The organism is Acetivibrio clariflavus DSM 19732, from assembly GCF_000237085.1.
Classification (GTDB): Bacteria; Bacillota; Clostridia; order Acetivibrionales; family Acetivibrionaceae; genus Acetivibrio; species Acetivibrio clariflavus.
Window position 1 is genome coordinate 475,772 of record NC_016627.1, and the last position, 23,101, is coordinate 498,872.

The following is a 23,101-nucleotide window of genomic DNA, read 5'->3' on the forward strand; positions in this document are numbered from 1 at the left end:
GAGAAATGACGATGAAAAAGATAGGTATCATTCTTGCAGCTAGCATTTTAGTTTTTGGTCTTACCGCGTGCGGAAAGGGAGGAGAGAAAACTTCTGAGCCAACTAATAATGTAAGTATTGGGGATACAAATGGACCTGTAAAAACTCAACAGAAACAAAGTAAAAGTGATACAAAAAAAGATGGCGGCTCTGTTGAACTTCCGATAACAACAAATTTTCCTATGTTCCGCTTATATATAGATGGACCAAATTACCATTATATAGAAAATGGGGCTACAAATTTATTTAATGTTGGTGGTATTCGTTTTATAGCACTAACATCAGCAGAGGGAATGAAAGCAGATAAGCCGAGTGAAATTTTAGATGTATATTTTAAAGATTTTAAAACCGGAGTGAGTGTAAATTGTAGAGGTTATAAACCCGAAAAGTTTAATATTAAGGAAAGCAAGGAGATTGAGATAAACGGAATTAACTTTTGGAGATTTGAAGGAGAACTTATAGCAAAGACACCTTCACTAGAAACAAGCTTCTACACTGTTGGTTATACCTTTATTTGGGACGGACATCCATTTCAGATTACAGGAGTAGTGGTAAGTGAAGGGCAGGAGAAGGAACATATAGATGAGATAACAAGATATGTTGATGAAATGGTTAAGACCATAAGAGATAAACGATAAGAAGATAGTTAAGAACAGCTAATAGAGATGTTGAGAACTACAGATGCAATACAGTGCAATATGTAACTGATACAGTCCGATGAAAGTTACCGGTTAAGAAAGCCGTAGTTTATGTAGAAGTTAATGCTACAGTACAAGTAAAACCGTTGTTTTTGGCACTCCAGCTGTTTGCCGATGTAGAATCCAATCCGAAGGATGATTCTAATTGGTATACTATCAAATATAAAGGTATTAAAGGTTATTAGGAGAGGAGAAATTGCAATGAAAAAGTTATGCGCTATTCTCGCAGTTGGTATTTTAGTTTTCGCTCTTACTGCGTGCGAAAAGGGAGGAGATAAAACTTCTGAACCAACGAATAATGTAAGTATCGGAGATACAAATGAACCTACGAAAACACAAGAAAAACAAAGTTCTGAACAGAGAAATAAAAGTGATAGTGCTGTTAAACTACCGCTTACAGCTAATTTCCCGATGTTCAGTGTATATATAGATGGACCGAATTATCAATTTATCCAAAATGGATCTACAAGTTTGTATAACGTTGGTGGTATTCGTTTTATAGCACTAACATCAGCAAAGGGTAAGAAAGCAGATAAACCGAGTGAAATAATAGATCTATATTTTGATAATTTTAAGAACGGAGTGAGTACAAATTGCGGCGGTTACAAACCGGAAAAGTTTAATATCAAGGAAAGCAAGGAGATTGAAATAAATGGAATAACCTTCTGGAGATTCCAAGGAGAGCTCCTGGCAAAGAATATCTTTGATAAAGAAACAAGCTTCTATACTGTCGGATATACCTTTATCAAGGATGGAAATCCGTTTCAGATTACAGGTGTAGTAGTAAGCGAAGGACAGGAGCAGGAATATATAGATGAGATAACAACATATGTCGATGAAATGGTTAAAACCATTAGAGATAAACGATAAGAAGATAGTTAAGAACAGCTAATAGAGATGTTGAGGACTGCAGACGCAATACAGTGCAATATGCAATTGGTAAACTCCGATGATAGTTACCGCCTTAAAGACGCCGTAGCGTATGTTGAAGTTAATGCAACAGTGCAGGTTAAGCCGTTATTTTTAGCACTCCCAATATTTGCCGATGTAGAATCCAATCCGAAGGATGACTCTAATTGGTATACTATCAAATATAAAGGTATTAAAGGTTATTAGGAGAGGAGAAATTGCAATGAAAAAGATAGGTGCTATTATTGTAGCAGGGATTTTAGTTTTTGGTCTTACTGCGTGTGAAAAGGGAGGAGAAAAAAATTCTGAACCAATAAATAATGTAAGTATCGGAGATACAAATGAACCTACGAAAACACATGAAAAACAAAGTTCTGAGAATACAAAAAAGAGTGAAAGTGCTGTCAAACTACCGATAACAGATAAATTTCCGATGTTCAGTGTATATATAGACGGACCTAATTACCAGGTTATAGAAAATGGAGCTACAACTGTGTTTAACGTTGGTGGTATTCGTTTTATAGCACTAACATCAGCAGAGGGGATGAAAGCTGATAAACCGAGTGAAATAATAGATCTATATTTTGAAGATTTTAAAACCGGAGTAAATACAAATTGCCGCGGATACAAACCGGAACAGTTTAATATAAAGGAAAGCAAGGAGATTGAAATAAATGGAATAACCTTCTGGAGATTCCAAGGAGAGCTCCTGGCAAAGAATATCTTTGATAAAGAAACAAGCTTCTATACTGTCGGATATACCTTTATCAAGGATGGAAATCCGTTTCAGATTACAGGTGTAGTAGTAAGCGAAGGACAGGAGCAGGAATATATAGATGAGATAACAACATATGTCGATGAAATGGTTAAAACCATTAGAGATAAACGATAAGAAAATAGTTAAAAACAGTAAAAAAGAAAAATACAATATATAATTAATTACAGCTTAAGCTCTTAATTCTTAACTGAAATTAAGAGCTTGCTGGTGTAATTAATTATATTTTAAATGGGGGTTGTGACAGTGAAATTTAAAGATAGTGAAGGATCAGTTACCATTGAGGCAACAATATCACTTACTGCATTTATATTTACAATAATAACGATTTTAACTACTGCCAATATATGTTTGGTACAGTCTAAAATAGCTACTGCACTTAATTTAACTGCAAAGGAGATTTCAGAGTACACATATTTTTATTCTATCACCGGTTTAAATGAAAGCAATGCCAATCTTTCAAGAAGTGCAGAAGGGACAAAAAATAATATAACTAAAACGGTTGAGAATGTAAATGCAGTATTTAACTCAATATCAAATATTAGTAACGGAGTCCAAAATGTAGATATAACTGATCCTGGTTCCATATCCGGTACTTGGAGCGAAATAGAGGGCAATATAGATACTATAACACAATCGGCTTCGGAAATTGAAGAGATGGTCAGTGATGTGTTAAGCGATCCAAAAAGTTTTCTTCTAGGAATGTCAAAGTTACTAGCCAGCGAAGGTTATGAGTTAGTAAAATCAAATCTTATAGCTGCACCGCTTTCAAAGGCATTGATTAAAAAACATTTAAAAAGTTTTAAAGGGGATGATGCTGAGAATTTTTTAAGAAGACTGCATGTTGTGCCGGCACCTAACGGTTCATATGTTGATGGACTTGATTTTAGAGATTCCAAATTGTTTCCATATGGCTCCAATGAAATAAGAATTGTGGTAAAGTATAAGGTTCGTGTTATTCCGCTTTTACCCATTAAAAAAGAATTTTATTTCACCCAAACAGCTGTAACCCACGGATGGTTCGGTGGAAATTTAACCTATAAGCCAGTGGAACAGGCAATGGAAGAGGCAGCAGAAGAAGCAGCAGAAGAGGCAGCAGAAGAAAAGGTGGAGAATCCGGAAAGTATATGGACTACAGCCCCCATCAACGAGCGAGCTTCTTTTATTAGACATATGGGAATAAGAGACTATAAAGATATGGGGTATTTGCAGACTAAAGGCTTGACAGATGTACCTTTATATAACCCCGAAACAAACAATTTTGTCATGATTTCCTCTATGAATCCACTTTATAGTACGGACAGTAAGCAAATAAAGGTTGAGGATCTTGATGAAGCTGTACTAAGAGAGAGTTTGAATAATCTGGTGGGAAAAATGTTGAGTACCACTTCAGGACTCAATCAGGTCAAAGTGGCTGGTCCTAACGGAGTAGAAACAAAGAATTGTGCCAATGCAACAAATACTATAGTTTTAGTGGTTCCGGAAGATCCAGGATTAAAGGAAAAAATAGAGAGTGTTATCAGCAACATGAACACAAGAGGAGTGAATATTGAAGTAAATGCGTCATTTGGATTAGGTACTCGTGTAGAAACCAATGAAGATAAAAGCGAATAAGTAAGAAAGAGAGAAGATAAGATATGATTTCAGCATTTAGCATTATATTAACTGTTTTGCTTATTGTTGCCGGGTATTTGTATTTGGTGAAATATTATTTCAGCAATACTGAAATTAAAATTACAAAAGAGAGTATTCTGGCAATGGATACAACACGTATTACTTACATTATAGTGGCTATATTAACCGGATTGGGAATAAACTTGACTTTTATGTTTATTTACAGCGGTTCGACATTTCTTACTCGGTTGAAGATAATAAGTCTGATAATGATACTTCTTCCGGTTGCCGCTGTCGATTTAAGAGATCATATAATACCAAACCGGCTTCTTATTGGAGGACTGGCTTTAAGGCTTATTTTCTATATTGCTGAAATTACGACAGAGGGTTTTAGAATCATAGAAATTTTGAAATCGGACTTAATAGGTGCTTTAGTAATTTCCGGATTTTTTTTGATATGTATGTTTGTGACAAGAAACGGAATTGGAGCAGGAGATGTAAAATTGCTAGGTTTGATGGGATTGTATCAAGGACTATGGGGTGTCATGGTTTCAGTGTTTACATCTTTGATTGTGTCCTTTGTAATCTCCGTCGTTTTATTGATCGCACGAAAGAAGGGAAGAAAAGATTCAATAGCTTTTGGTCCTAGTATTTTTATAGGAACATTTTTAGGAATAATTCTTAATGGTGTCTAGAGGGGATGTAATCATGAAGAAAAAGTATAAAAATCTTGTTCCAGTCGCTTTAGTTATTTTAATGGCACTGGCTTGGTATCAATTAAATAGCAACGCTATGGCTAAGCAAAACGAATATGACAAATATATTGAAGAAGCGCAAAGGTATGAGAATCTGGGGATTTTAACTTATGCACAAAAAAATTACATGGATGCACTTAAGATCAAAGATACTATTGAAATAAGATTTAAAGTTGCAGATTGCATAAAGGGAAACGATGAAAGAGAATACCTGAAGTACTGTCAGAAAATACTTGAGAAATATCCTTACAATGTGGAAATTTATAATAGATTGGCTGAGTATTATCAACAAAAGAAAGACTTTAAGTCTTGCTTTGAAATTATAGATATTGCAAAAAAAAGAAAGCTGAGTTCAGAAACATTAACTGGTATTGAGAAAGCAATTGCTTTCGAATACTCTTTTGCATATAACACATATGATGATGTTACTGCTTTTATTGATGGTTATTGTGTTGTAAAAAGAAAGGATTACTATGGCTTTGTAGATACCAGCGGTAAATTGGTTATAGATTGTATATATAAAAAAGTTTCTTCTTTTTGCGATGGATTTGCCGCAGTAGTTGATCAGACAGATATGAGTTATTTTATTGATACTGAAGGAAATAAGGCAATTGCAACCCATAAAGACAGCGAATATACAGAGTTTGGAATGATATCTGACGGTATGATGACAGCGATGTTGAATGGAAAGTATGTGTACTTGGATAAATCCTTCAATAAACTTTTTGGAGACTATGATTTTGCTTCAGCAGTGAATAATGTGGCTGCAGTCAGAATTGGCGACAGTTGGGAGATTATAGACAAAAACGGACAAGCTTTAGGAGGAAAAAAATATCTGGATGTAATCATTGATGAAAACGGCTATGCATGTAGGAAAAACAGGATATTTGCAAAAGATAATGAAGGTTACAGAATGTTAGACACTGAAGGCAATATGGTATCAAATCAAGTTTTTGATGATGCAAGACCTTTCTCATTTGGGACACTGGCTGCTGTAAAGATTAATGATAAATGGGGATTTGTAGATCAAAGCGGAAATATGGTTATAGAACCTAAATTCGATGATGCACGATCATTTTCTTATGGACTAGCTGCTGTTAAGATCACAGGTAAATGGGGTTTTATAGATACAACCGGTGAAATAATGATTGAACCTGAGTTCTACGATGCAAGAGATTTTACTAAAGAAGGGACCTGCTTTGTAAAAGAGGGCGAAAAATGGCAATTACTTAAGTTATATAGAAATTTGTCAAGTGAAGGGTGATAAGTATGAAGAACTTTACTTTTGAGACTCAAGGAGCAAATACGTATTTGGTATATGAAATTAGTGACAATGAGAATATAGACACATTAAGCCTCGGAATGATAACACATAATAAAATTTCCGGCATTTTACCAGTAGTGTACACTCAAATGGACAACAATAAGTATCTTAAATATAATATTTCCTCCAAAATTCCTGTAAAACAATTTTTTAGCTCTGTGGTCAGTAAGAAAAGATTACTTGGTGTTTTGTACAGCATTGCAAATGGCATACTGGCAGCAGAAGAATATATGATAGAACCTTCGTCTTTGATTTTTGATTTGGAGTATATTTATGCCGATGTATCTACTTGTGAGGCATATATGATTTGTTTACCTATTCTTGATAAAGATGTAGATTTTGTAGATCTTGGTTCATTTTTTAAAAATATTGTTTTTAGCATTCAGTTTGATCAGACTGAGAACTGTGACTATGTTGCAAAATTGATAAGTTATTTGAACAGTAATTCCGTGTTTTCGCTTGTTGATTTTAAACAGATACTGTTCGATTTAATGAATAATAATATACCGCGAAAAAATGTTATGCCAATGCAACCTGCGGAAAATGAACCGAAGCAGATTGTAAGAGCTCAGAACTCAGGTATAAATTCTTATGCCCAAGATTTGAGGAAACCTGAACCGGTTGTTACTCAAAATAACAATTTTACTGTACCAAAGACTTCACCACCGAAGGTAAATATACCGGAGAATAAGCCCAATAAAGTAAACAAACCAGTAAATGTGGGATTTGAAATTCCAGGTATGAATAATGGAATGACTGCATTTCAAAAAAAAGAGAATGAAAAAGGAAAAGTTAAGGCTGAAAAACCAAAAAAAGAAGGGAAGGGGCTGTTTTCTTTTTTTACAAAGAAAAGCAAGAATTCTGATGATGCCAAAATAGCAGAAAATAATTTTAGTATACCGTCACAGGAACAAGGATATGTGCAGCAGCCTTTTCCTGTTCAGAGCCAGCCGAATGTTCAAAAAGTCGTATCGGCTCCACCTGTATCACAACAGGAGTCTAAACTTAATTTTGGTGAAACAACGGTATTATCCGGATTAAAATTAGACGAAACGGTTGTGTTAGGAGGAGAATCGTTAACTGTTAAACCTTATATTTTAAGAATAAAAAATAATGAGAAGATTTATATAGATAAACCTGTATTTAGGATAGGGAAGGAAAGAAGCTTTGTGGATTATTATATATCTGATAATCCGGCGGTCAGCAGAAGCCATGCAAATATTATTATTCGCGATAATAACTACTTTGTAGTTGATACAAATTCCAAAAACCATACTTATGTAGACGGTGTAATGATACAAAGCAATATTGAAATAAAGATAGAGCATGGTACAAAACTTAGATTTGCCAATGAGGAGTTCGAATTCAGACTTTATTAGTTTATTTTTATTGAAGGGGATGAAATGTTTTGGAGTTTATGGTTGCTGCCAGTACTGATGTAGGTATAAAGAAAAGTGTAAACGAGGACAGTCTGGCGGTTAAAGTATATAATACACCTCGAGGAAAATTGTTATTTGCAGTTCTTTGCGACGGAATGGGCGGTTTGGCAAAGGGAGAAGTGGCAAGTGCGACAGTTGTTACTGCCTTTGTAGATTGGTTTACGTCCAATTTGCCGATACTCTCAGCCAATACAATAGAAGACAGTTTTATAAGAAGAGAATGGGAAAGGCTAGTGATAACTGTTGACGAAAAAATTAAGAGATATGGTATAGAACATAATATAACTCTTGGAACGACATTAACGTCTATGCTTATGACAGAAGAGAGGTATTATATCTGTAATGTTGGCGATACAAGAGCATATGAGATAACGGATAAGCTTAAACAGATTACCGAAGATCACACTATTGTAGCCAGAGAGGTAAAACTCGGTAAATTGACTCCTGACGAAGCAAACAATGATGCCAGAAAAAATATTTTGCTCCAATGCATTGGTGCTTCGGAAAATATATATCCTGAAATGTTTTTTGGGGAGACAAAAAGGAATGCGGTATATATTCTGTGCTCGGACGGATTTAGACATGAGATAACCCCTAAGGAAATATTTAACGGACTAGAGCCTGATGTAATGCGGGAAGCAGAACAAATGAAGAGAAATATAGAGTATCTTATAAATGTTAATAAACAAAGATTAGAACAAGATAACATCTCAGTTATTGCAATAAGAACGTTTTAGGGGAGAGGTAAAAAATGTTGCAAATAGGGTCTCTTGTTGACGGTAAGTATAAAATATTGAGTAAAATCGGACAAGGCGGTATGAGCGTTGTCTATATGGCAATCAATGAAAAAGCAAATAAGACCTGGGCTGTAAAAGAAGTTAGAAAAGACGGGATAAAAGATTTTGAAATTGTAAAACAAGGACTTGTTGTTGAAATAGACTTGCTTAAAAAGTTGAGCCATCCCAACTTACCCAGTATTGTAGACGTTATTGAAGATGATGAAACCTTTATCATTGTAATGGATTATATAGAAGGTAAACCGCTGAGCAAGATTCTTGAGGAATATGGCAGTCAGCCACAGGAATATGTAATAGAGTGGGCCAAACAGCTTTGCGATGTGTTAGGATATTTGCATACACGTACTCCGCCCATTATTTATAGAGATTTAAAGCCGTCCAATATTATGTTAAAGCCTGACGGAAATATTATGCTTATTGATTTTGGAACGGCAAGAGAATTCAAAGAAAAAAATGTTGCAGATACTACATGTCTTGGTACAATTGGATATGCTGCACCGGAACAGTTTGGAGGACATGGACAGACAGATGCAAGAACAGATATTTATTGCCTTGGTGCAACCCTGTATCATCTTGTAACAGGAGTAAGCCCCTGTGAGCCTCCATATGAGATAAGGCCCATAAGGGAAATAGATCCTTCACTATCAACAGGCTTGGAAACCATAATAAAAAAATGTACTCAGAGAAATCCGGCAGACAGATATCAGTCTTGTGCAGAAGTGATGTATGCACTTGAACACTATGAAGAAATGGATGACAATTATATAAGAAAGCAGAGAAAGAAGCTGCTGGCTTTCAGTGTTGCAGCATTTTTGACAATCTTTTTTGCATGTAGTGGGTTTATTTCATACGCTTTAGCAATACAGACAGAAAGAGGAAGTTATCTGAATACAATTTCAGAGGCAAACAAATCATCCATGGTGGAAAAAAAGATAGAGCTTTTTGAAAAAGCAATATCCATTAGCCCTGATAAATCGGATGCTTACCTTGGGTTAATATATTGTTTTAAGAGTACTAATGATACATTTGATTTGGATGAGGAAAGTATTCTCAAAAAGCACTTGATTAATAATAAAACGACATTGGAAAAAAATCAGGATGTATTTGCAGAAATATGTTTTGAAGTAGGTAAACTTTACTGGTATTATTATGATTATGGAAATACATCCGATAATAAGATAACCAGAATGATTACAGCATCTAATTGGTTCAATGACTCATTAATTTATGGAGGAGAAAATTTTAGACATAAAGAAATGGCGACAATTTACAGAGATATAGGAAATTTCTACAGAGATATAGCAATCAGCACTATTGAAGCCAGTGACAGAGGAATGTACATACAATTTTGGAATAACTTAAAGGAGCTTCTGTCCATTATTGAGGAAAATGAAAATGAACAAGAGATTGTAAAACTCGAACTTTATGAACTAATTAGAGGTGCTGTTATGCAATATGCAACAAAATTTAAACTGGATGGGGTCACACAAGAAGATATGACAGGTATTATGGATAGAGTATCCAAAGGGCTGAGAAATATTGATGTAACCACAGATAAAACTTCTGAAATGAAGCAAAAAACCGAAGAGCTTTTAGAGGCTACGTATGAAGCTATCAGTCTTGCTTTTAACAATTGATTATAGGGGGAAAAGTATTTGAATGAGTATTCAGTTTTATAGGAATGTTTCAATTATATGCTTTGTTTTGTCCGGTTTGCTGTTTATTTTATCTGTGATTCTTTTTATTAAGTTAAATATTTCAAAAGTGATTGGAGACCTCACAGGAAATTCGGCTCGAAGGGCAATAAAGAGCATTAATGAACAGAGCGCACGGGCCATTAGTAAGAGAAATATGCCAAAACCAGTATATTTTGAAAATAGGGGAGTTCAAGCTAAAAATTATTCATCTCAGAGTCCGATAGCCCCAATTAATAAAACAGGTATTGACAAAAATGTGGAAAACGTTATTGTTCAACCTATGAGCGACCAAAATGAAACAACTCTTTTAGTTGATGATAACAGTAATAATATTAGTTATGATGTAAATTTATCGGATATTACCGAGTCCCTGGAAGGTTTGGGAAATCTATATGCGAACAATCAAGCAGTTAACGAGTATGAATTGGAATTAGACATAACATATTTACATACAAATGATATTATTTTATAAAGGAGAGAGGTTTATAGGTGATGAATAACTCAGGCATGAAGAAATTGTTTTTTATATCGGTGATTTCTATTTTATTTGTTTCGCTGTCTATAGTTTTTATGCCTTTTGCAAGCGAACAGAAATTCAATAATTTTATGCTTCCTGTATATATTGTGGGAGGAGCATTCTGGGGATTTATACTTATAGGGTATGGATCGTTGTTAATCCTTAACCATTTAAGAAAAAAGAAATTAAAAGCTTTAGATACTAAAACTGACATAAAGCATCGTCCCGGGATTTTCTGTGTATGGACGAACTTGCCTGCAAAGATTTTTGACACACTTACGGTGATTAGTTTGGTCGGAATTATTATTGCTTTGATAAAATTTCCCACCGAAACGCAAATGATATTTGTTTTGATTGCCATATTTTTCTTTTCTGTTAATATGCATGGTTTATTTAATGGGAAAAATTATATATTTTTAAAAGGCGAATAAATACATAAAAAAGAGAACAAAAGGGGAGAGAGAAAATGAAGGGGAAGATATTGTTTTGTTGGAGGATAGTGGCGGCTGTCCTTATAGTATTGCTATTACTGCAAACATTTAATTTTAATTTCAGCCTGAAAATCGATGCAGCTTCAGAAGAAAAATCATCTGCTTTTACTTTCACAGTATTAGATAAGAATAATTCATCGCCGATTAGCGGTGCAGAAGTCTCAGTCAATGTCACTGTAGTTAATAGTGTATATAATATTGATGAAGATAGTTTTACATTAGAGGGAATCACAGATGAGGATGGAATCTGTTCGTTTATTGAAATTACTGAATTGATGAGTGACGACATAGAACTTTGGTGCGAATATGAAGTAGCAAAAAATGGTTACTACGACAGAAGCGACCAGTTTAAAATATCGAATAGTAATATAGGTTTTACAGGAAATGTAGATGTGAAGTTAAAACCAATACCCACAGTAATTGTCAGAGGACGTATTCATGATGACAAAGGTATCGGTATTTCCGATGCGATGGTATGGTTGAAAGGAGATAAAGGTTACGAGTACTCTGTTAATACTGATAAAAATGGTGAATTTATAATTCCTGATGTATATGACATAGGTAAGTATTTAATAGAAGTGACGCACCAACATTACAATACTAGCTTTAAAAAAGACGTTAATTTAAAAGAATATCATTCCATCAAAATGGATTCGAAATATTTTAAGACAAGAGTTGGAGTTAGAGTTCATGATGAAAATAATAAAGGAATATCCGGTGTGGAGATATCATTGATTGGGGAATTTAACTACTCAGGAGTTACTGGCCGTGATGGTTATTTTCTTTTTCCTGAGGTATTTATCGTAGGAAAGTATTCAATAGTAATTAAGCATGATGATTATGTAACAACTTATATAGAAGATGCTAATATAGAAGAAAAGGAATATAACGACATCGAAATTAGTATAACAGAGAAATCTGAACAAGAAGAGCCGTTGATATTCGAAATACCATCTCCTACACCTATAACCTATGGTACCAAATTTAAAAATGCTGCCAGTGGTGGAGAAGGTACGGGAGGAATTACATATTCAGTTGATAATGAAGATATAGCAATTGTAGTAGATGAGGAAGGTAAACTTGATATCAAAAAAGCTGGAGTGATTACTGTAACAGCAACAAAGGCCGGTGATGATAATTATAAACCACAAACTGCACAATACAGATTAGAAATAAAGAAGGCAGAACAGACGGATTTTGCATTCGTTAAAGATAATGTATTGACGGAATTTGGGATATTCGAGCCAAACAATTTGACACCCCATAGTCAGAGTAAAGGAGTAGTAAGGTATACCATTGAAAGCGATCCTAATAATCTTTTGCAAGGTATTGATGAAGAAACTGGCGAGTATACATTTAATAATAACTATTGGTTTCAAAATTTAGACGAAAAAAAGCCTGGTCAGCACTTAGGTAATGTTATTATAAGGGCAACTAAAAAGGGAGATGAAAGATATAAAGATGCAATTGCCGAGTATACTTTGAGCGTTAATAATTCTAGTATTGATCCTAAGGACACATATAATATAGAATCTGAAGAAGGTAATAACGGTTGGTATAAATATTTCAAAATTTCAGCGAAGAGAGGCTATTCATTTGCACTTCTAGATAATTTAAATGAGTGGGTAGAAAATATTATGCTCAGTAGTGTAAATGGAGGATTTTTCTTTCTAGGTAAAGCACCTAACGAAAATGTATATCCAATAAAGTTCCAAGAACTTAAGGTAGATAGTGAAAAACCCGAAATTAATGCAATAGAATATAGTAAGCCTAATAATATTCTTGATATTATTAAAAATGTAATAACTTTGGGATTTTATAAAGAGGAAATGACTGCTACCATAAAAGTTTCTGATAAAACATCTGGTATAAAAAGTCTGTCTTATAGCTTTTATGAAGAATTAAAGAAAGATAGTGCGGATGCCGGTGCTGAAAAAAGGGTTGTTAAAGAGGAAACAATTACATTTGAAGAACCCAAAAAAGAAGTAACATATAATTTAAAAATTGAGCCACAGTTTAAAGGTAAGCTTTTTGTTACAGTAATCGATGAGGCAGGGAATGTTTTAAATTATAATAGTTATGATGATAAGTCTGGGGATAAACCTAATGTTATTGTAGTTGATAATCTGGCGCCAGAAGTAACAGTTGAGTATGATAATAATGATGTACATAACGGTAAGTATTATAATTCGGATAGAACTGCGATTGTCAAAATAAAAGAAGCAAACTTTTATGCAGAAGATGTTGAATTTACGATAGAGAAATGGAAAAAAGGCGCAGAAAAACCTATTATAGAAAAGGTCGAACCATCTTTTGAAGAAGTAACTATAGATGGGACAGTATACCATATTGCCAAAATCCCATTTAATGAGGATGCAGACTATACTTTTGATGTTAAGTATACTGATAAGTCCGGTAATACTTTTGATTCCTACGAGAAAGATGAATTTACTATTGACAAAACAAAACCTAAAATCAAAGTTTATTATAATGAGAATAACAAAAACAATAAATATTACAAAAAGGAAAGAACGGCAACGATTGAAATAGAGGAATACAATTTTAATCCTGAAGGTTTGGATGCAACAATAACAATTAAAAATGCCTGTGATGAAATTATAGATTCAGAGGAGTATATTACTTTCCTTAGAGATCCTTTAAACTGGGTTTCAAAGGACGGTGTTAACGTTGCAAAGATTACCTTTAAAAAGGATGGGCATTATTCTTTGGATATTAATTATACCGATTTGGCCGGAAATGTAGCTGAAAAGAATTTTGAGGACAATTTTGTAATTGACAAAACAGCACCTACGAATCTTTCGATTACCTATAGTGAACCGGTTTTAGATATTATTCTGGACGCCATATCTTTTGGCTTCTATAATAAATCTATGTTTGTTGAAATTTCAGCGGATGATCTTACATCAGGCGTTGATTATTTTAAGTATTCTTATAATGTTGATAATGGTGCAAGTCCTATAAATGAAGGAGGTTCAGGAATAATTCCTGCCGAGGGGATTAAATATGAAAACGGAATTAAGACAGCGAAGGCCACATTTAAGATCGATCCCCAATTCAGAGGTAAGATTTCCTTTGAAGCGGTGGATAAGGCAGGAAATATGAGTAAATTTGATGGTGATAAGGTAATAGTAGTAGATAATATTGCTCCCAATGTAAAAGTATATTTCGATAATAACAACGTAGTTAATGAAAGTTTTTACAATGCTTACCGTTCTGCGACTATCGAGATTGAAGAAGCAAACTTTTACGAAGAAGATGTAGTAATTACTGTTGGCAAGAGAGGATATGGAGATTCGGATTATACAGAAACAAGAGTTAGACCTCAATTTGTAAAAAGTGAAGATAATGATGTATATACTGCACAGATTGAGTTTAATGAAGATGGTGATTATACCTTTGATATATCCTATACTGATAAGTCCGGTAATGTATTTGATTCATACGAAATTAATGAGTTTAGCATAGATACTACTAAGCCGGTAATAAAGATAGATTTCGATAATAATACAGCATTAAACGGTAATTTCTATAATGAGCAGAGAATAGCTACCATTACTGTGGAAGAGCATTATTTTAAACCTGAGAATCTCGTTGTAACTTATTCAGCAGTAGATATTGAAAACAATAAAGTAGCTACTGAGGATTTTGTTGCGTATTTAAAGAATCCTGAAAACTGGACTTCAAACGGTGATATACATACAGCTAAAATTGTGTTCTCAGAGGATGCAAGGTATACTCTCAATTTATCGTATACCGATTTTGCCGGCAATAAGTCCGATGATCATGATGTTTGCGAATTTGTAATTGATAAAACTAAACCTGAAAATCTAGCGATAAGTTACAGCACTCCGATATTAGATACTATTATTGATAACCTGAAGTTCGGATTTTATAATTCTCCTGTTGAAGTGATAATAACTGCAGATGACAGATCGGCAGGTATTGACTATATAATATATTCATACCAGGTTGAAGCAGGTTCAAGTCCGAAGAATAAGGGATTAACAGAGCAAAAAGTAACATCTGACAATATCAGTTACAGCAACAATGGAAGAACTGCTACCGTTAGATTTTCGATTCCTCCGCAATACAGAGGAAGAGTAAATTTCCAAGTTGTGGATAAAGCCGGAAATATAAGCATTTTTGAAGACGAAAAAATTGTTGTAGTTGATAATATAGCACCAGGGGTTACAGTTCGATATGATAACAATTCACCGAAGAATACAAAATATTATAACACTAACAGGACTGCCACTATTACAATAGATGAAGCAAACTTTTTCAGTGAAGATGTAAAGATAATTGTAGGAAAAAGACTTGACTATGATACAAGTTATAGAGAGACAACTGTAAATCCGAAGTTTACTAAAAACGGAGATATCTATACAGCAGATGTTGTATTTGATGAAGATGCTGACTATACATTCGATATCAGCTATACCGATAAATCAGGTAATGTTTTTGACTCATACACTAAGGATGAGTTTACTATTGATAAGAAAAGTCCTCAGATACAAATAACTTATGACAATAATTCTGCTACTAATTATAATAAGTTTAAAGAAAGAAGAGTTGCGACCATCAAGATTACCGAGCATAATTTTAGAGCATCAGATATCGATGTAAGGATTATTGGTAGAGATAAAAACGGTAATACAGTAGTAAACTTGGGAGACAGATTGAAGAGTGAGTCTGCATGGACACATAATGGTGATGTACATACTGCTACCGTTGTATTTGATGAAGATGCCAATTACGAATTTGATATATCCTATGAGGACATGGCAGGTAACAAAAACTCACCGATAGATTATTCCTCATCAGTTGCTCCAGCTGAGTTTACTATAGATAAAACGTTACCAACCGGACTTATAGAAATAGGTGAATGGCATGCATCTAAAGATGGAACTGTATGGGATATATTCCTCGAAGTTATAACTATGGGGTTATGGACTAATAAAGAACTAATGGTTAATATATCAGCTGAAGATGCACTAAGTGGAGTTGATTATATAAAATATTTCAAAACAGCTACACCGGTAAGTTTGAAGGAAATCATGGAAAAGTCCGAAGGTTGGACAGTATTCCAAGGTGATAAAACTTCTTTCAGAGTTCAACCGGACGAACAGTTTATAGTTTATGCTTCTATTGTTGATAAAGCAGGTAATGTTACTTATATAAGTTCCGATGGTGTAATTGTAGATAATACCAAGCCGGCTGTTAGGGAATTATCTCCCAAAATCAGTTTGGAAGTTAAGGAAGGCTCAAAAAATAATATATATAATAAAGATGTAAATGTAGATATTAGGGTTGAGGATCCTATTGTTAATGGTTCAGTCTATTCCGGGCTGAAATCAATAGAGTATAAAGTAGTTAACATGGGAAGCGTTACACAGGAAGGAGTTCTTTATACCTTTGATAAAGTAAAGCCTTCGAAGGCTGATTTATTGCAGCAATGGAAAGGAAATATAGTTGTTGATTCGAAGAAGAATAACAGTAATGATGTCAAAGTAATAGTAACTGCTGTGGATAATGCAGGAAATACAGTTACAGAAACATTACCTTTAATGATTGACATAACTCCGCCAAAAATTAAAGTAAGTTATGATAATAACTCTGATGATAATATCTTTAAAGGATTCTTTAAAGAAGAAAGGACTGCTACCGTAGTTATTACAGAGCGAAACTTTAGAAAAGAAGATGTGAAGCTAAAGATATCAAATACTCACGGTGTACAGCCAAGGATAAGTGATTGGTCTTATGTAAGCGGTAAAGGTAATGGTGATGATGATACCTATACAGCGAAAATAACATTTGCGGAAGATGGAGATTATACATTTGATATATCTTATGTAGATTTAGCGAATAATGGTAATACAAGTGTGGATTATGGCGATTCTGTAGCACCTACTGAGTTTACTATTGACAGAACTCTTCCAATAGTAGAAGTTAGATATAGTAACGATAGACCAATGAACGAAAATTACTTCAATACTTATAGAACTGCAACCATATATATTACTGAGCATAACTTTGATGCAAGCAGAGTTAAGATAAGTATGACTTCAACTGATGATGGAAAACCTAATGCAATACCGGTAGTTAGCCATTGGACAAGTAATGGGGATATTCATTCAGCGACAGTGAATTTTAGCAAAGATTCATTATATACTTTTGATATTGAGGTTACCGATAAAGCTGGAAATATGGCTGCAGATTACAAAGAGGATAGCTTCTATATTGATACTACAGAACCTACTATATTGATTACAGGAGTAGCTGATAAATCGGCGAATAATGGAGATGTAATGCCTGTTGTTGAATGCTATGACACAAACATTGATTTCCAGAATGTAAATATCAGTTTGGTAGGGGCTAATAGAAATTCAGTGAAACTGGATGGAATTACTGAGAGAACTCATAATGGTATGATATTTAGATTTAACAATTTTGAAAAGGTAAAAGAAGTAGATGATTTATATACCCTTTCGGTAAATGCTGTAGACAAAGCCGGTAATGCTTCTAATAAGAGTATTACATTCTCCGTTAACAGGTTTGGTTCAGTTTATAGCGTTTCGGAAAGTACAAAGAAAATACTGAACAAGTTTATATCTAAAGAAGAGGATATTACTTTTATAGAAACAAACGTAGATGCTTTACAGGAAGTACGAATAACTTTATTTAAAGATAATATTACTAAAGTTTTGGTTAGAGGAAAGGACTATACAGTCGAAGAAATTTCCGGAGAAAATATGTGGCATCAATATATATATAAAATCAAGAAAGAAAACTTTGTAGAAGATGGGGTATACAGAATTATAGTTTATTCAGTAGACGAAGCAAATAATAAGTCTGGAAATAATATGGATTCAAAACTTACTGAAATTAGCTTTGCAGTAGATAAAACTCCACCAAATATTATTGTAGCAGACTTAGAATCGAATAAAACCTATCCTTTGGCTAATAAACCTGTTTCGATGTCCGTTAATGATAACCTTAGCCTTGAATCGGTTGATGTGTTGCTAAATGGTGAGGAATTAAAAAGTTGGACTAAAGAAGAAATAAAAAATGGCGGATTACAGGATTCCGGATTTAACTTTGAAATAAGTGGCGATTCAACTAAGGCACATACAATAAGCATTGTTGCTACTGATTCGGCAGGAAACAAACAAACTGTTGATATAAAAAATTTCTATGTAACAACTAATTTAATAATCCGTTTTAGAAACAACAAATTTGCATTTTATGGAACTACCGGTGGAATGACAACTCTAGCGATGTTTGCAGTATATGTTATTCTTAGAAGAAGAAAATTGAAGATTGCTAACTAATGAAATTATTTAAAAAAGCTTTAGTTTTGTAACAATAAACAGTACTTTTGTAGAAATAAAAATCTACGAAAGTACTGTTTTTGTTTTGTTAGTTTATTCCTAAACAAATTTGTAAATGTTAACTTATAAAATTGTAAAATTAATATAAAGTTGATTTATTCTTAAGAAATTATTTATAAAATATTAATAATTATACTGTTTACTAAAATATAAATTGTTGTTACAATTGGAGAAAGTGGAAATATTGTGATTAATTAAAACTAACTGGTTGAAACTTTTTTTGTTTTAGACAGTCTAATTTAATTTAGAGGTGATTTGATGTTTAAATTTAAGGGGCGAAAAAATGTATTTTTGGGTGTCTTATTGATTGTGGCAACAGTATTGCTGCAATTTTCATCTATTGCCTTGGCAGCGCCAAACTCAGAAAGTGTGGAAATGAGTGTTGAAGCTGGGTATGAAAATACAGTCAGAGTAAGATCGGATGCACCCTTTTATATAACTCTTGTGAACAAGGGAGAGGGGTTTTCCGGAGAGGCACAGGTTATAATTAATACCGCTTCCCAAAGTAAAGCGGTTTATGCCATAAACTTCGATCTACCGGAGGGATCTACCAAAAAGCTGACTTTGAATGTACCGATAATTACGGCTGTCAGAAAAGTTCAGATTAGGATTGAGAGCAATGGTCGGCTTATTAAAGAGCAGGAATATTCCTTCAATAAAGTTCTTCCACCGGAGACACCTATGATAGGTGTATTGGGAGATGCATATAACCAACTTAGAACTTTAAACGGATTGAGAATTAAACAAAACCAGGTTGATAACATTGGAAAAATAGTAGTTAATAATAGCTATAATGACAGTATGGGAACAGTAATTGAAAGTCCTGCTGAAATTATTCAGCTTAATGAGGAGAATTTACCGGATGATATAAACGGTTTGGCAGCCTTTGATTGCATTATAATTGCCGATTATGACACTTCACTTCTGTCGGATAAACAGATAAAGGCCGTGGAAAAGTGGCTGGATGAAGGAAAAACGCTTATACTTGCAGGAGGCACCAACGCAAAAAAAGTTTATTCCGGTCTTAGTGATTATCTTAAACCCTTTGAAATATCGGGCAGTAAAAAGGAATCTATAGCAGAAAGTCTTGAAAAATTTACAGAGAGAAGTGCGCCAGATGCGCTGGTTGATTTATCGACAGGAAATGTAGGCGACGGTAAAATATTGATGGGGGATGAAACTACTCCTCTTGCAATATCTTATAAAAAAGAGCAAGGCAAATTAATTTTTATTGCTTTTGATCCCACAATGAGTCCTATCTCCGGGTGGGCAAGCAGCAGCGAAATGTGGAAAAGGCTGATGGATGAAAGTATGCAAACAGTGAATACTGATATATATAGAGATAGGGATTATTATCGGTATACTTCAGTAGTGCATCAGGTTCCTGAAGATCAAACTCCACCATATAAAACTCTGTTATTAATCATTTTGGCATATATAATAATTGTGGGTCCAGTATTGTATATTATCTTGAAGTGGAGAGATAAAAGGGATTATAGCTGGATTGTTATTCCCGGGCTGTCTGTGCTATGCCTTGGAATAATATATGCAGCCGGTCTTAGAACCAGATACACATCAGCTGTTATGAACAATTACTCTATAATACATCTTAATTCCGATAGCAAAAAGGCAGAAATTCAGACTTACTCGGGAGTATTTAACAATAGGCCGGGAAAAATGGTTATTGAATATTCTAAAGATTATAAAGTTGAAACCCTTCGGGAAAATGACTACTATTATGACTATAGGTTTAACGTTCCCGATGAGGAATATGAAAAGGCACAGATAAAAAGTAAGATTTATGCAAATGATCCTGTGCGGCATGAAATATTCAATGTGACGTTATGGGAACCCAGTATACTGAAAACCAGTCAAGTTCAGGAATATAGCGGAAATTTGATAAAAAGCGTGAGTTTAAATGGAAAAGAGGTTTCTGTTGAGCTGGTGAACGATACAGGCTTTGCATTCGAAGATTCCTTTATAGTTGTTGGTGAAAATTATGTAGATGTCGGAAACCTTCTTCCCAACGAAGAGAAAAAAATAACTTTTTCATTGGATGACACAAATATTGCTAAGAGCCTTTATTCATATTTAGATTCCAAATATTTTGATCAATCTAATACCTACAATAACTGGCCTAAGAATTGGAGAGAACAGAGCAGAAGAAGGAATGCACTGGAAAGTTTTGATAGATTTTCGAATAACAACATTTTATATAACAATTATAAGAATACCAAAGTAGTTTTTGTTGCGCTGAATTTTGAAAATGTGGATTATGGATTAAAAATAAACGGAAAAAAACCAAAAACTTACGATGCTAATGTGATATTTGCCACTAATGACTTGTATTTTGAAGAAGGAAAAAGATATGATATACCTAAAGGAATAATAGGTCCTGTGTTTGAGGGTGGGGAATATGTAGATTTTTATGGTGCGTATAATGAAGGTATGGCTATATATGCCGACACCGAAGTGTTTTATAGATTCGAGATTCCCAGGGATATGACAGTAGATAAATTTACAATAGATTGGTCTGCTGCAGTGCCTGAATATATGAAAGAAATGTATAGTCAGGGAGTTTTGCCTAAGGATCAATTTGGTGCCAGCTATGAGTTATTTATATACAACAATGCTTTATCCGATTGGGAGAAAATGGACGATGTTTTTGAGGCTGAAGAGGAAGCCAAGAATTATATAAATGATGAAAATATAATAAAGGTAAAAATTGTAGTTAATATTGATGAGACTGTAGGAAGAAGTGAATATGTGTGGAAGCCGGAGATTAGCTTAAGCGGGGTGAGAAAAAATGCTGGTAATTAATGATCTTGTCAAAACCTACGGCAAATTCAGAGCAGTAGACAATCTTTCCCTTGAAATTGGGAAAGGTGAAATATATGGCTTTGTCGGGGCAAATGGAGCAGGAAAGACAACAACAATGAAAATAATTGCCGGGCTTTTAAAACCAACGTCCGGTTCGGTTGTTGTTGCCGGAATAGATATATTGAAATATCCGGCATCCTATAAAAATAAAATAGGATATATGCCCGACTTTTTTGGGGTGTACGACGATCTTAAGGTGACTGAATATCTGGATTTTTATTCGGGAGTTTACGGTATTGAAAAAAGTCAGAGACCTAAATTGATAGATGAACTTTTGGAGCTTGTTAATCTTACTGACAAAAAAGATTTTTATGTGGATGACCTGTCAAGAGGTATGAAGCAAAGGCTCTGCCTTGCAAGAAGCCTTATACACAACCCTGAACTGCTTATACTTGATGAACCGGCTTCAGGCTTAGATCCGAAAGCAAGAGTTGAAATGAAGGAAGTGCTTAAGGAACTTAAGGATCTGGGGAAAACTATAATTATCAGTTCACATATATTACCTGAATTGGCTGAATTGTGTACATCCATAGGTATAATTGAGAAGGGGAAAATGGTTGTAAGTGGCACAGTTGAAGAAATAATGCAGAAGGCTGCCCAAAAGAAGATGATTCGCATGAAAGTATTGGGTGATATGGAAGGTGCTGTGAAACTGTTAAAGGAACAGCCTTCGATAGGAAGTATAGAAGTACACAACGATTATCTGGAAGCAGATTTCGACGGAACCAATGAGGTTATGGCTGAAATTTTGAAAACTGCAATTAAAAATGACATTCCTGTTGTTTCCTTTACAGAGGTTGATAGAAACCTCGAATCTGTTTTCATGCATTTGATAGGAGGAAAGGAAGATGAGAATTAATCCTGTAATCGAGAAAGAACTGAAAACTACCATGAGAGGGTGGAGAGCTCCTTTACTTATTCTATTTTATTTGGGGTTTCTTCTCTTGGTTATGTATTTGTACTTTTTGGCAAACGATCAATTGTCTGTCTACGGTTATCAAAGTTTTAATCCCAGAGTGGCAATAAATGCTTTTAATACCCTTGCCTTGTTTCAGCTGTTTTTGCTGCTGTTTGTAACTCCAATCCTTACAGGCGGTGCCATAAGCGGTGAAAGGGAACGGCAAACTTTAGATCTTCTTTTATGCACCAGTTATCCCACCTATAAAATTATATTAGGCAAAATATTTGTGTCCATTGCACACATATTGCTGCTTATTACTGCTTCATTGCCTATTATGGGTATCGTATTTATGTTTGGCGGTGTTGGTATTCCAAATTTGATATTGTTATTCTTCTATTATGTAATAACTGCTTTAATGCTTGGAAGTTTGGGTATATTCTATTCAACGATATTTAAGAAGACAATAGTTGCAATTGTAATGACCTATTTAACCATAGGCTTTTTAACCATAGGCACATATATAATAATGGGACTATATTTCTTATTTTTCGAACGATTTAGCAGTTCACCCGATTTTGCTCAGTTGGCTGGATTTTTATTTGCCAATCCGTTCTTCGGATTCGGTACCGTTATAGAGAATACGGCAACTAACAATTCTATATTTGGGGCTTTGGTGATCCTTGCAAAGGGTGATTTTGGTGCTGATACTGTTATAAAATCATGGGTGATTAATTTAGGGTTTGATATATTGTTTTCTGCTTTGTTAATAAGTATAAGTGCATGGAAGCTAAAACCGGTTAAATAAGTTGTTTCCACGGCAATACCCGTTGGGAAATCTGGAGAAGGTGAAAAT

General features: G+C 34.3%; 16 protein-coding genes. All 16 read left to right on the top strand.

Going from position 1 to position 23,101, the window contains the following annotated elements; all coding sequences use genetic code 11:
- The first annotated feature begins 11 nt into the window (after nt 1-11).
- The 16 genes from CLOCL_RS02070 to CLOCL_RS20845 all read left to right on the top strand — a co-directional run bounded on the left by CLOCL_RS02070 (nt 12) and on the right by CLOCL_RS20845 (nt 23,053).
- Complete coding sequence (locus tag CLOCL_RS02070) at nt 12-677, top strand: hypothetical protein (protein ID WP_014253788.1); 666 nt, start codon at nt 12-14, stop codon at nt 675-677.
- 261 nt (nt 678-938) lie between these two features.
- On the top strand, nt 939-1,607 hold the full coding sequence (locus CLOCL_RS02075) for a hypothetical protein (protein WP_014253789.1): 669 nt from the start codon (nt 939-941) through the stop codon (nt 1,605-1,607).
- Between the two features lie 27 nt (nt 1,608-1,634).
- Nucleotides 1,635-1,853 carry a hypothetical protein gene (locus CLOCL_RS02080; RefSeq protein WP_144687099.1) on the top strand — a complete coding sequence of 73 codons (219 nt, stop codon included), beginning with the start codon at nt 1,635-1,637 and terminating at the stop codon, nt 1,851-1,853.
- A 16-nt stretch (nt 1,854-1,869) separates the two neighbouring features.
- On the top strand, nt 1,870-2,538 hold the full coding sequence (locus CLOCL_RS02085) for a hypothetical protein (protein ID WP_014253790.1): 669 nt from the start codon (nt 1,870-1,872) through the stop codon (nt 2,536-2,538).
- Nucleotides 2,539-2,667: 129 nt separating this feature from the next.
- On the top strand, nt 2,668-4,035 hold the full coding sequence (locus CLOCL_RS02090; RefSeq protein WP_014253791.1) for a hypothetical protein: 1,368 nt from the start codon (nt 2,668-2,670) through the stop codon (nt 4,033-4,035).
- 23 nt (nt 4,036-4,058) lie between these two features.
- Entirely contained in the window at nt 4,059-4,730 is a 672-nt protein-coding gene (locus CLOCL_RS02095; RefSeq protein ID WP_014253792.1) for a prepilin peptidase, read from the top strand.
- A gap of 13 nt (nt 4,731-4,743) precedes the next feature.
- The gene (locus CLOCL_RS02100; RefSeq protein ID WP_041714855.1) at nt 4,744-6,054 is read left to right on the top strand and encodes a WG repeat-containing protein; all 1,311 of its coding nucleotides are present in this window, start codon (nt 4,744-4,746) and stop codon (nt 6,052-6,054) included.
- A gap of 5 nt (nt 6,055-6,059) precedes the next feature.
- Nucleotides 6,060-7,493 carry a DUF6382 domain-containing protein gene (locus CLOCL_RS02105; RefSeq protein ID WP_014253794.1) on the top strand — a complete coding sequence of 478 codons (1,434 nt, stop codon included), beginning with the start codon at nt 6,060-6,062 and terminating at the stop codon, nt 7,491-7,493.
- 38 nt (nt 7,494-7,531) lie between these two features.
- On the top strand, nt 7,532-8,290 hold the full coding sequence (locus CLOCL_RS02110; protein WP_014253795.1) for a PP2C family protein-serine/threonine phosphatase: 759 nt from the start codon (nt 7,532-7,534) through the stop codon (nt 8,288-8,290).
- A 14-nt stretch (nt 8,291-8,304) separates the two neighbouring features.
- Nucleotides 8,305-9,987 (top strand): serine/threonine protein kinase, encoded by a 1,683-nt coding sequence (locus CLOCL_RS02115; RefSeq protein WP_014253796.1) that lies wholly within the window; start codon nt 8,305-8,307, stop codon nt 9,985-9,987.
- Nucleotides 9,988-10,009: 22 nt separating this feature from the next.
- On the top strand, nt 10,010-10,519 hold the full coding sequence (locus CLOCL_RS02120; protein WP_014253797.1) for a hypothetical protein: 510 nt from the start codon (nt 10,010-10,012) through the stop codon (nt 10,517-10,519).
- Between the two features lie 17 nt (nt 10,520-10,536).
- A complete protein-coding gene (locus tag CLOCL_RS02125) occupies nt 10,537-10,995 on the top strand; it encodes a hypothetical protein (RefSeq protein WP_148263763.1) in 459 nt (152 codons plus the stop codon).
- A gap of 35 nt (nt 10,996-11,030) precedes the next feature.
- The gene (locus CLOCL_RS02130; protein WP_014253799.1) at nt 11,031-18,407 is read left to right on the top strand and encodes a carboxypeptidase-like regulatory domain-containing protein; all 7,377 of its coding nucleotides are present in this window, start codon (nt 11,031-11,033) and stop codon (nt 18,405-18,407) included.
- Nucleotides 18,408-18,725: 318 nt separating this feature from the next.
- Entirely contained in the window at nt 18,726-21,287 is a 2,562-nt protein-coding gene (locus tag CLOCL_RS02135; RefSeq protein ID WP_014253800.1) for a hypothetical protein, read from the top strand.
- On the top strand, nt 21,274-22,206 hold the full coding sequence (locus tag CLOCL_RS02140; RefSeq protein WP_014253801.1) for an ABC transporter ATP-binding protein: 933 nt from the start codon (nt 21,274-21,276) through the stop codon (nt 22,204-22,206). The genes CLOCL_RS02135 and CLOCL_RS02140 overlap by 14 nt, the downstream gene beginning before the upstream one ends.
- Nucleotides 22,196-23,053, top strand: coding sequence for an ABC transporter permease (locus CLOCL_RS20845; RefSeq protein ID WP_014253802.1), 858 nt, complete (start codon nt 22,196-22,198; stop codon nt 23,051-23,053). The genes CLOCL_RS02140 and CLOCL_RS20845 overlap by 11 nt, the downstream gene beginning before the upstream one ends.
- Nucleotides 23,054-23,101: the final 48 nt, after the last annotated feature.

Excerpts from the sequence above, each read along its gene's own strand:
- CLOCL_RS02070 (WP_014253788.1), top strand. The coding sequence starts at position 12 with ATGAAAAAGATAGGTATCATTCTTGCAGCTAGCATTTTAGTTTTTGGT.
- CLOCL_RS02075 (WP_014253789.1), top strand. The coding sequence starts at position 939 with ATGAAAAAGTTATGCGCTATTCTCGCAGTTGGTATTTTAGTTTTCGCT.
- CLOCL_RS02080 (WP_144687099.1), top strand. The coding sequence starts at position 1,635 with ATGTTGAGGACTGCAGACGCAATACAGTGCAATATGCAATTGGTAAAC.
- CLOCL_RS02085 (WP_014253790.1), top strand. The coding sequence starts at position 1,870 with ATGAAAAAGATAGGTGCTATTATTGTAGCAGGGATTTTAGTTTTTGGT.
- CLOCL_RS02095 (WP_014253792.1), top strand. The coding sequence starts at position 4,059 with ATGATTTCAGCATTTAGCATTATATTAACTGTTTTGCTTATTGTTGCC.
- CLOCL_RS02100 (WP_041714855.1), top strand. The coding sequence starts at position 4,744 with ATGAAGAAAAAGTATAAAAATCTTGTTCCAGTCGCTTTAGTTATTTTA.
- CLOCL_RS02105 (WP_014253794.1), top strand. The coding sequence starts at position 6,060 with ATGAAGAACTTTACTTTTGAGACTCAAGGAGCAAATACGTATTTGGTA.
- CLOCL_RS02110 (WP_014253795.1), top strand. The coding sequence starts at position 7,532 with ATGGTTGCTGCCAGTACTGATGTAGGTATAAAGAAAAGTGTAAACGAG.
- CLOCL_RS02115 (WP_014253796.1), top strand. The coding sequence starts at position 8,305 with ATGTTGCAAATAGGGTCTCTTGTTGACGGTAAGTATAAAATATTGAGT.
- CLOCL_RS02120 (WP_014253797.1), top strand. The coding sequence starts at position 10,010 with ATGAGTATTCAGTTTTATAGGAATGTTTCAATTATATGCTTTGTTTTG.
- CLOCL_RS02130 (WP_014253799.1), top strand. The coding sequence starts at position 11,031 with ATGAAGGGGAAGATATTGTTTTGTTGGAGGATAGTGGCGGCTGTCCTT.
- CLOCL_RS02135 (WP_014253800.1), top strand. The coding sequence starts at position 18,726 with ATGTTTAAATTTAAGGGGCGAAAAAATGTATTTTTGGGTGTCTTATTG.
- CLOCL_RS02140 (WP_014253801.1), top strand. The coding sequence starts at position 21,274 with ATGCTGGTAATTAATGATCTTGTCAAAACCTACGGCAAATTCAGAGCA.
- CLOCL_RS20845 (WP_014253802.1), top strand. The coding sequence starts at position 22,196 with ATGAGAATTAATCCTGTAATCGAGAAAGAACTGAAAACTACCATGAGA.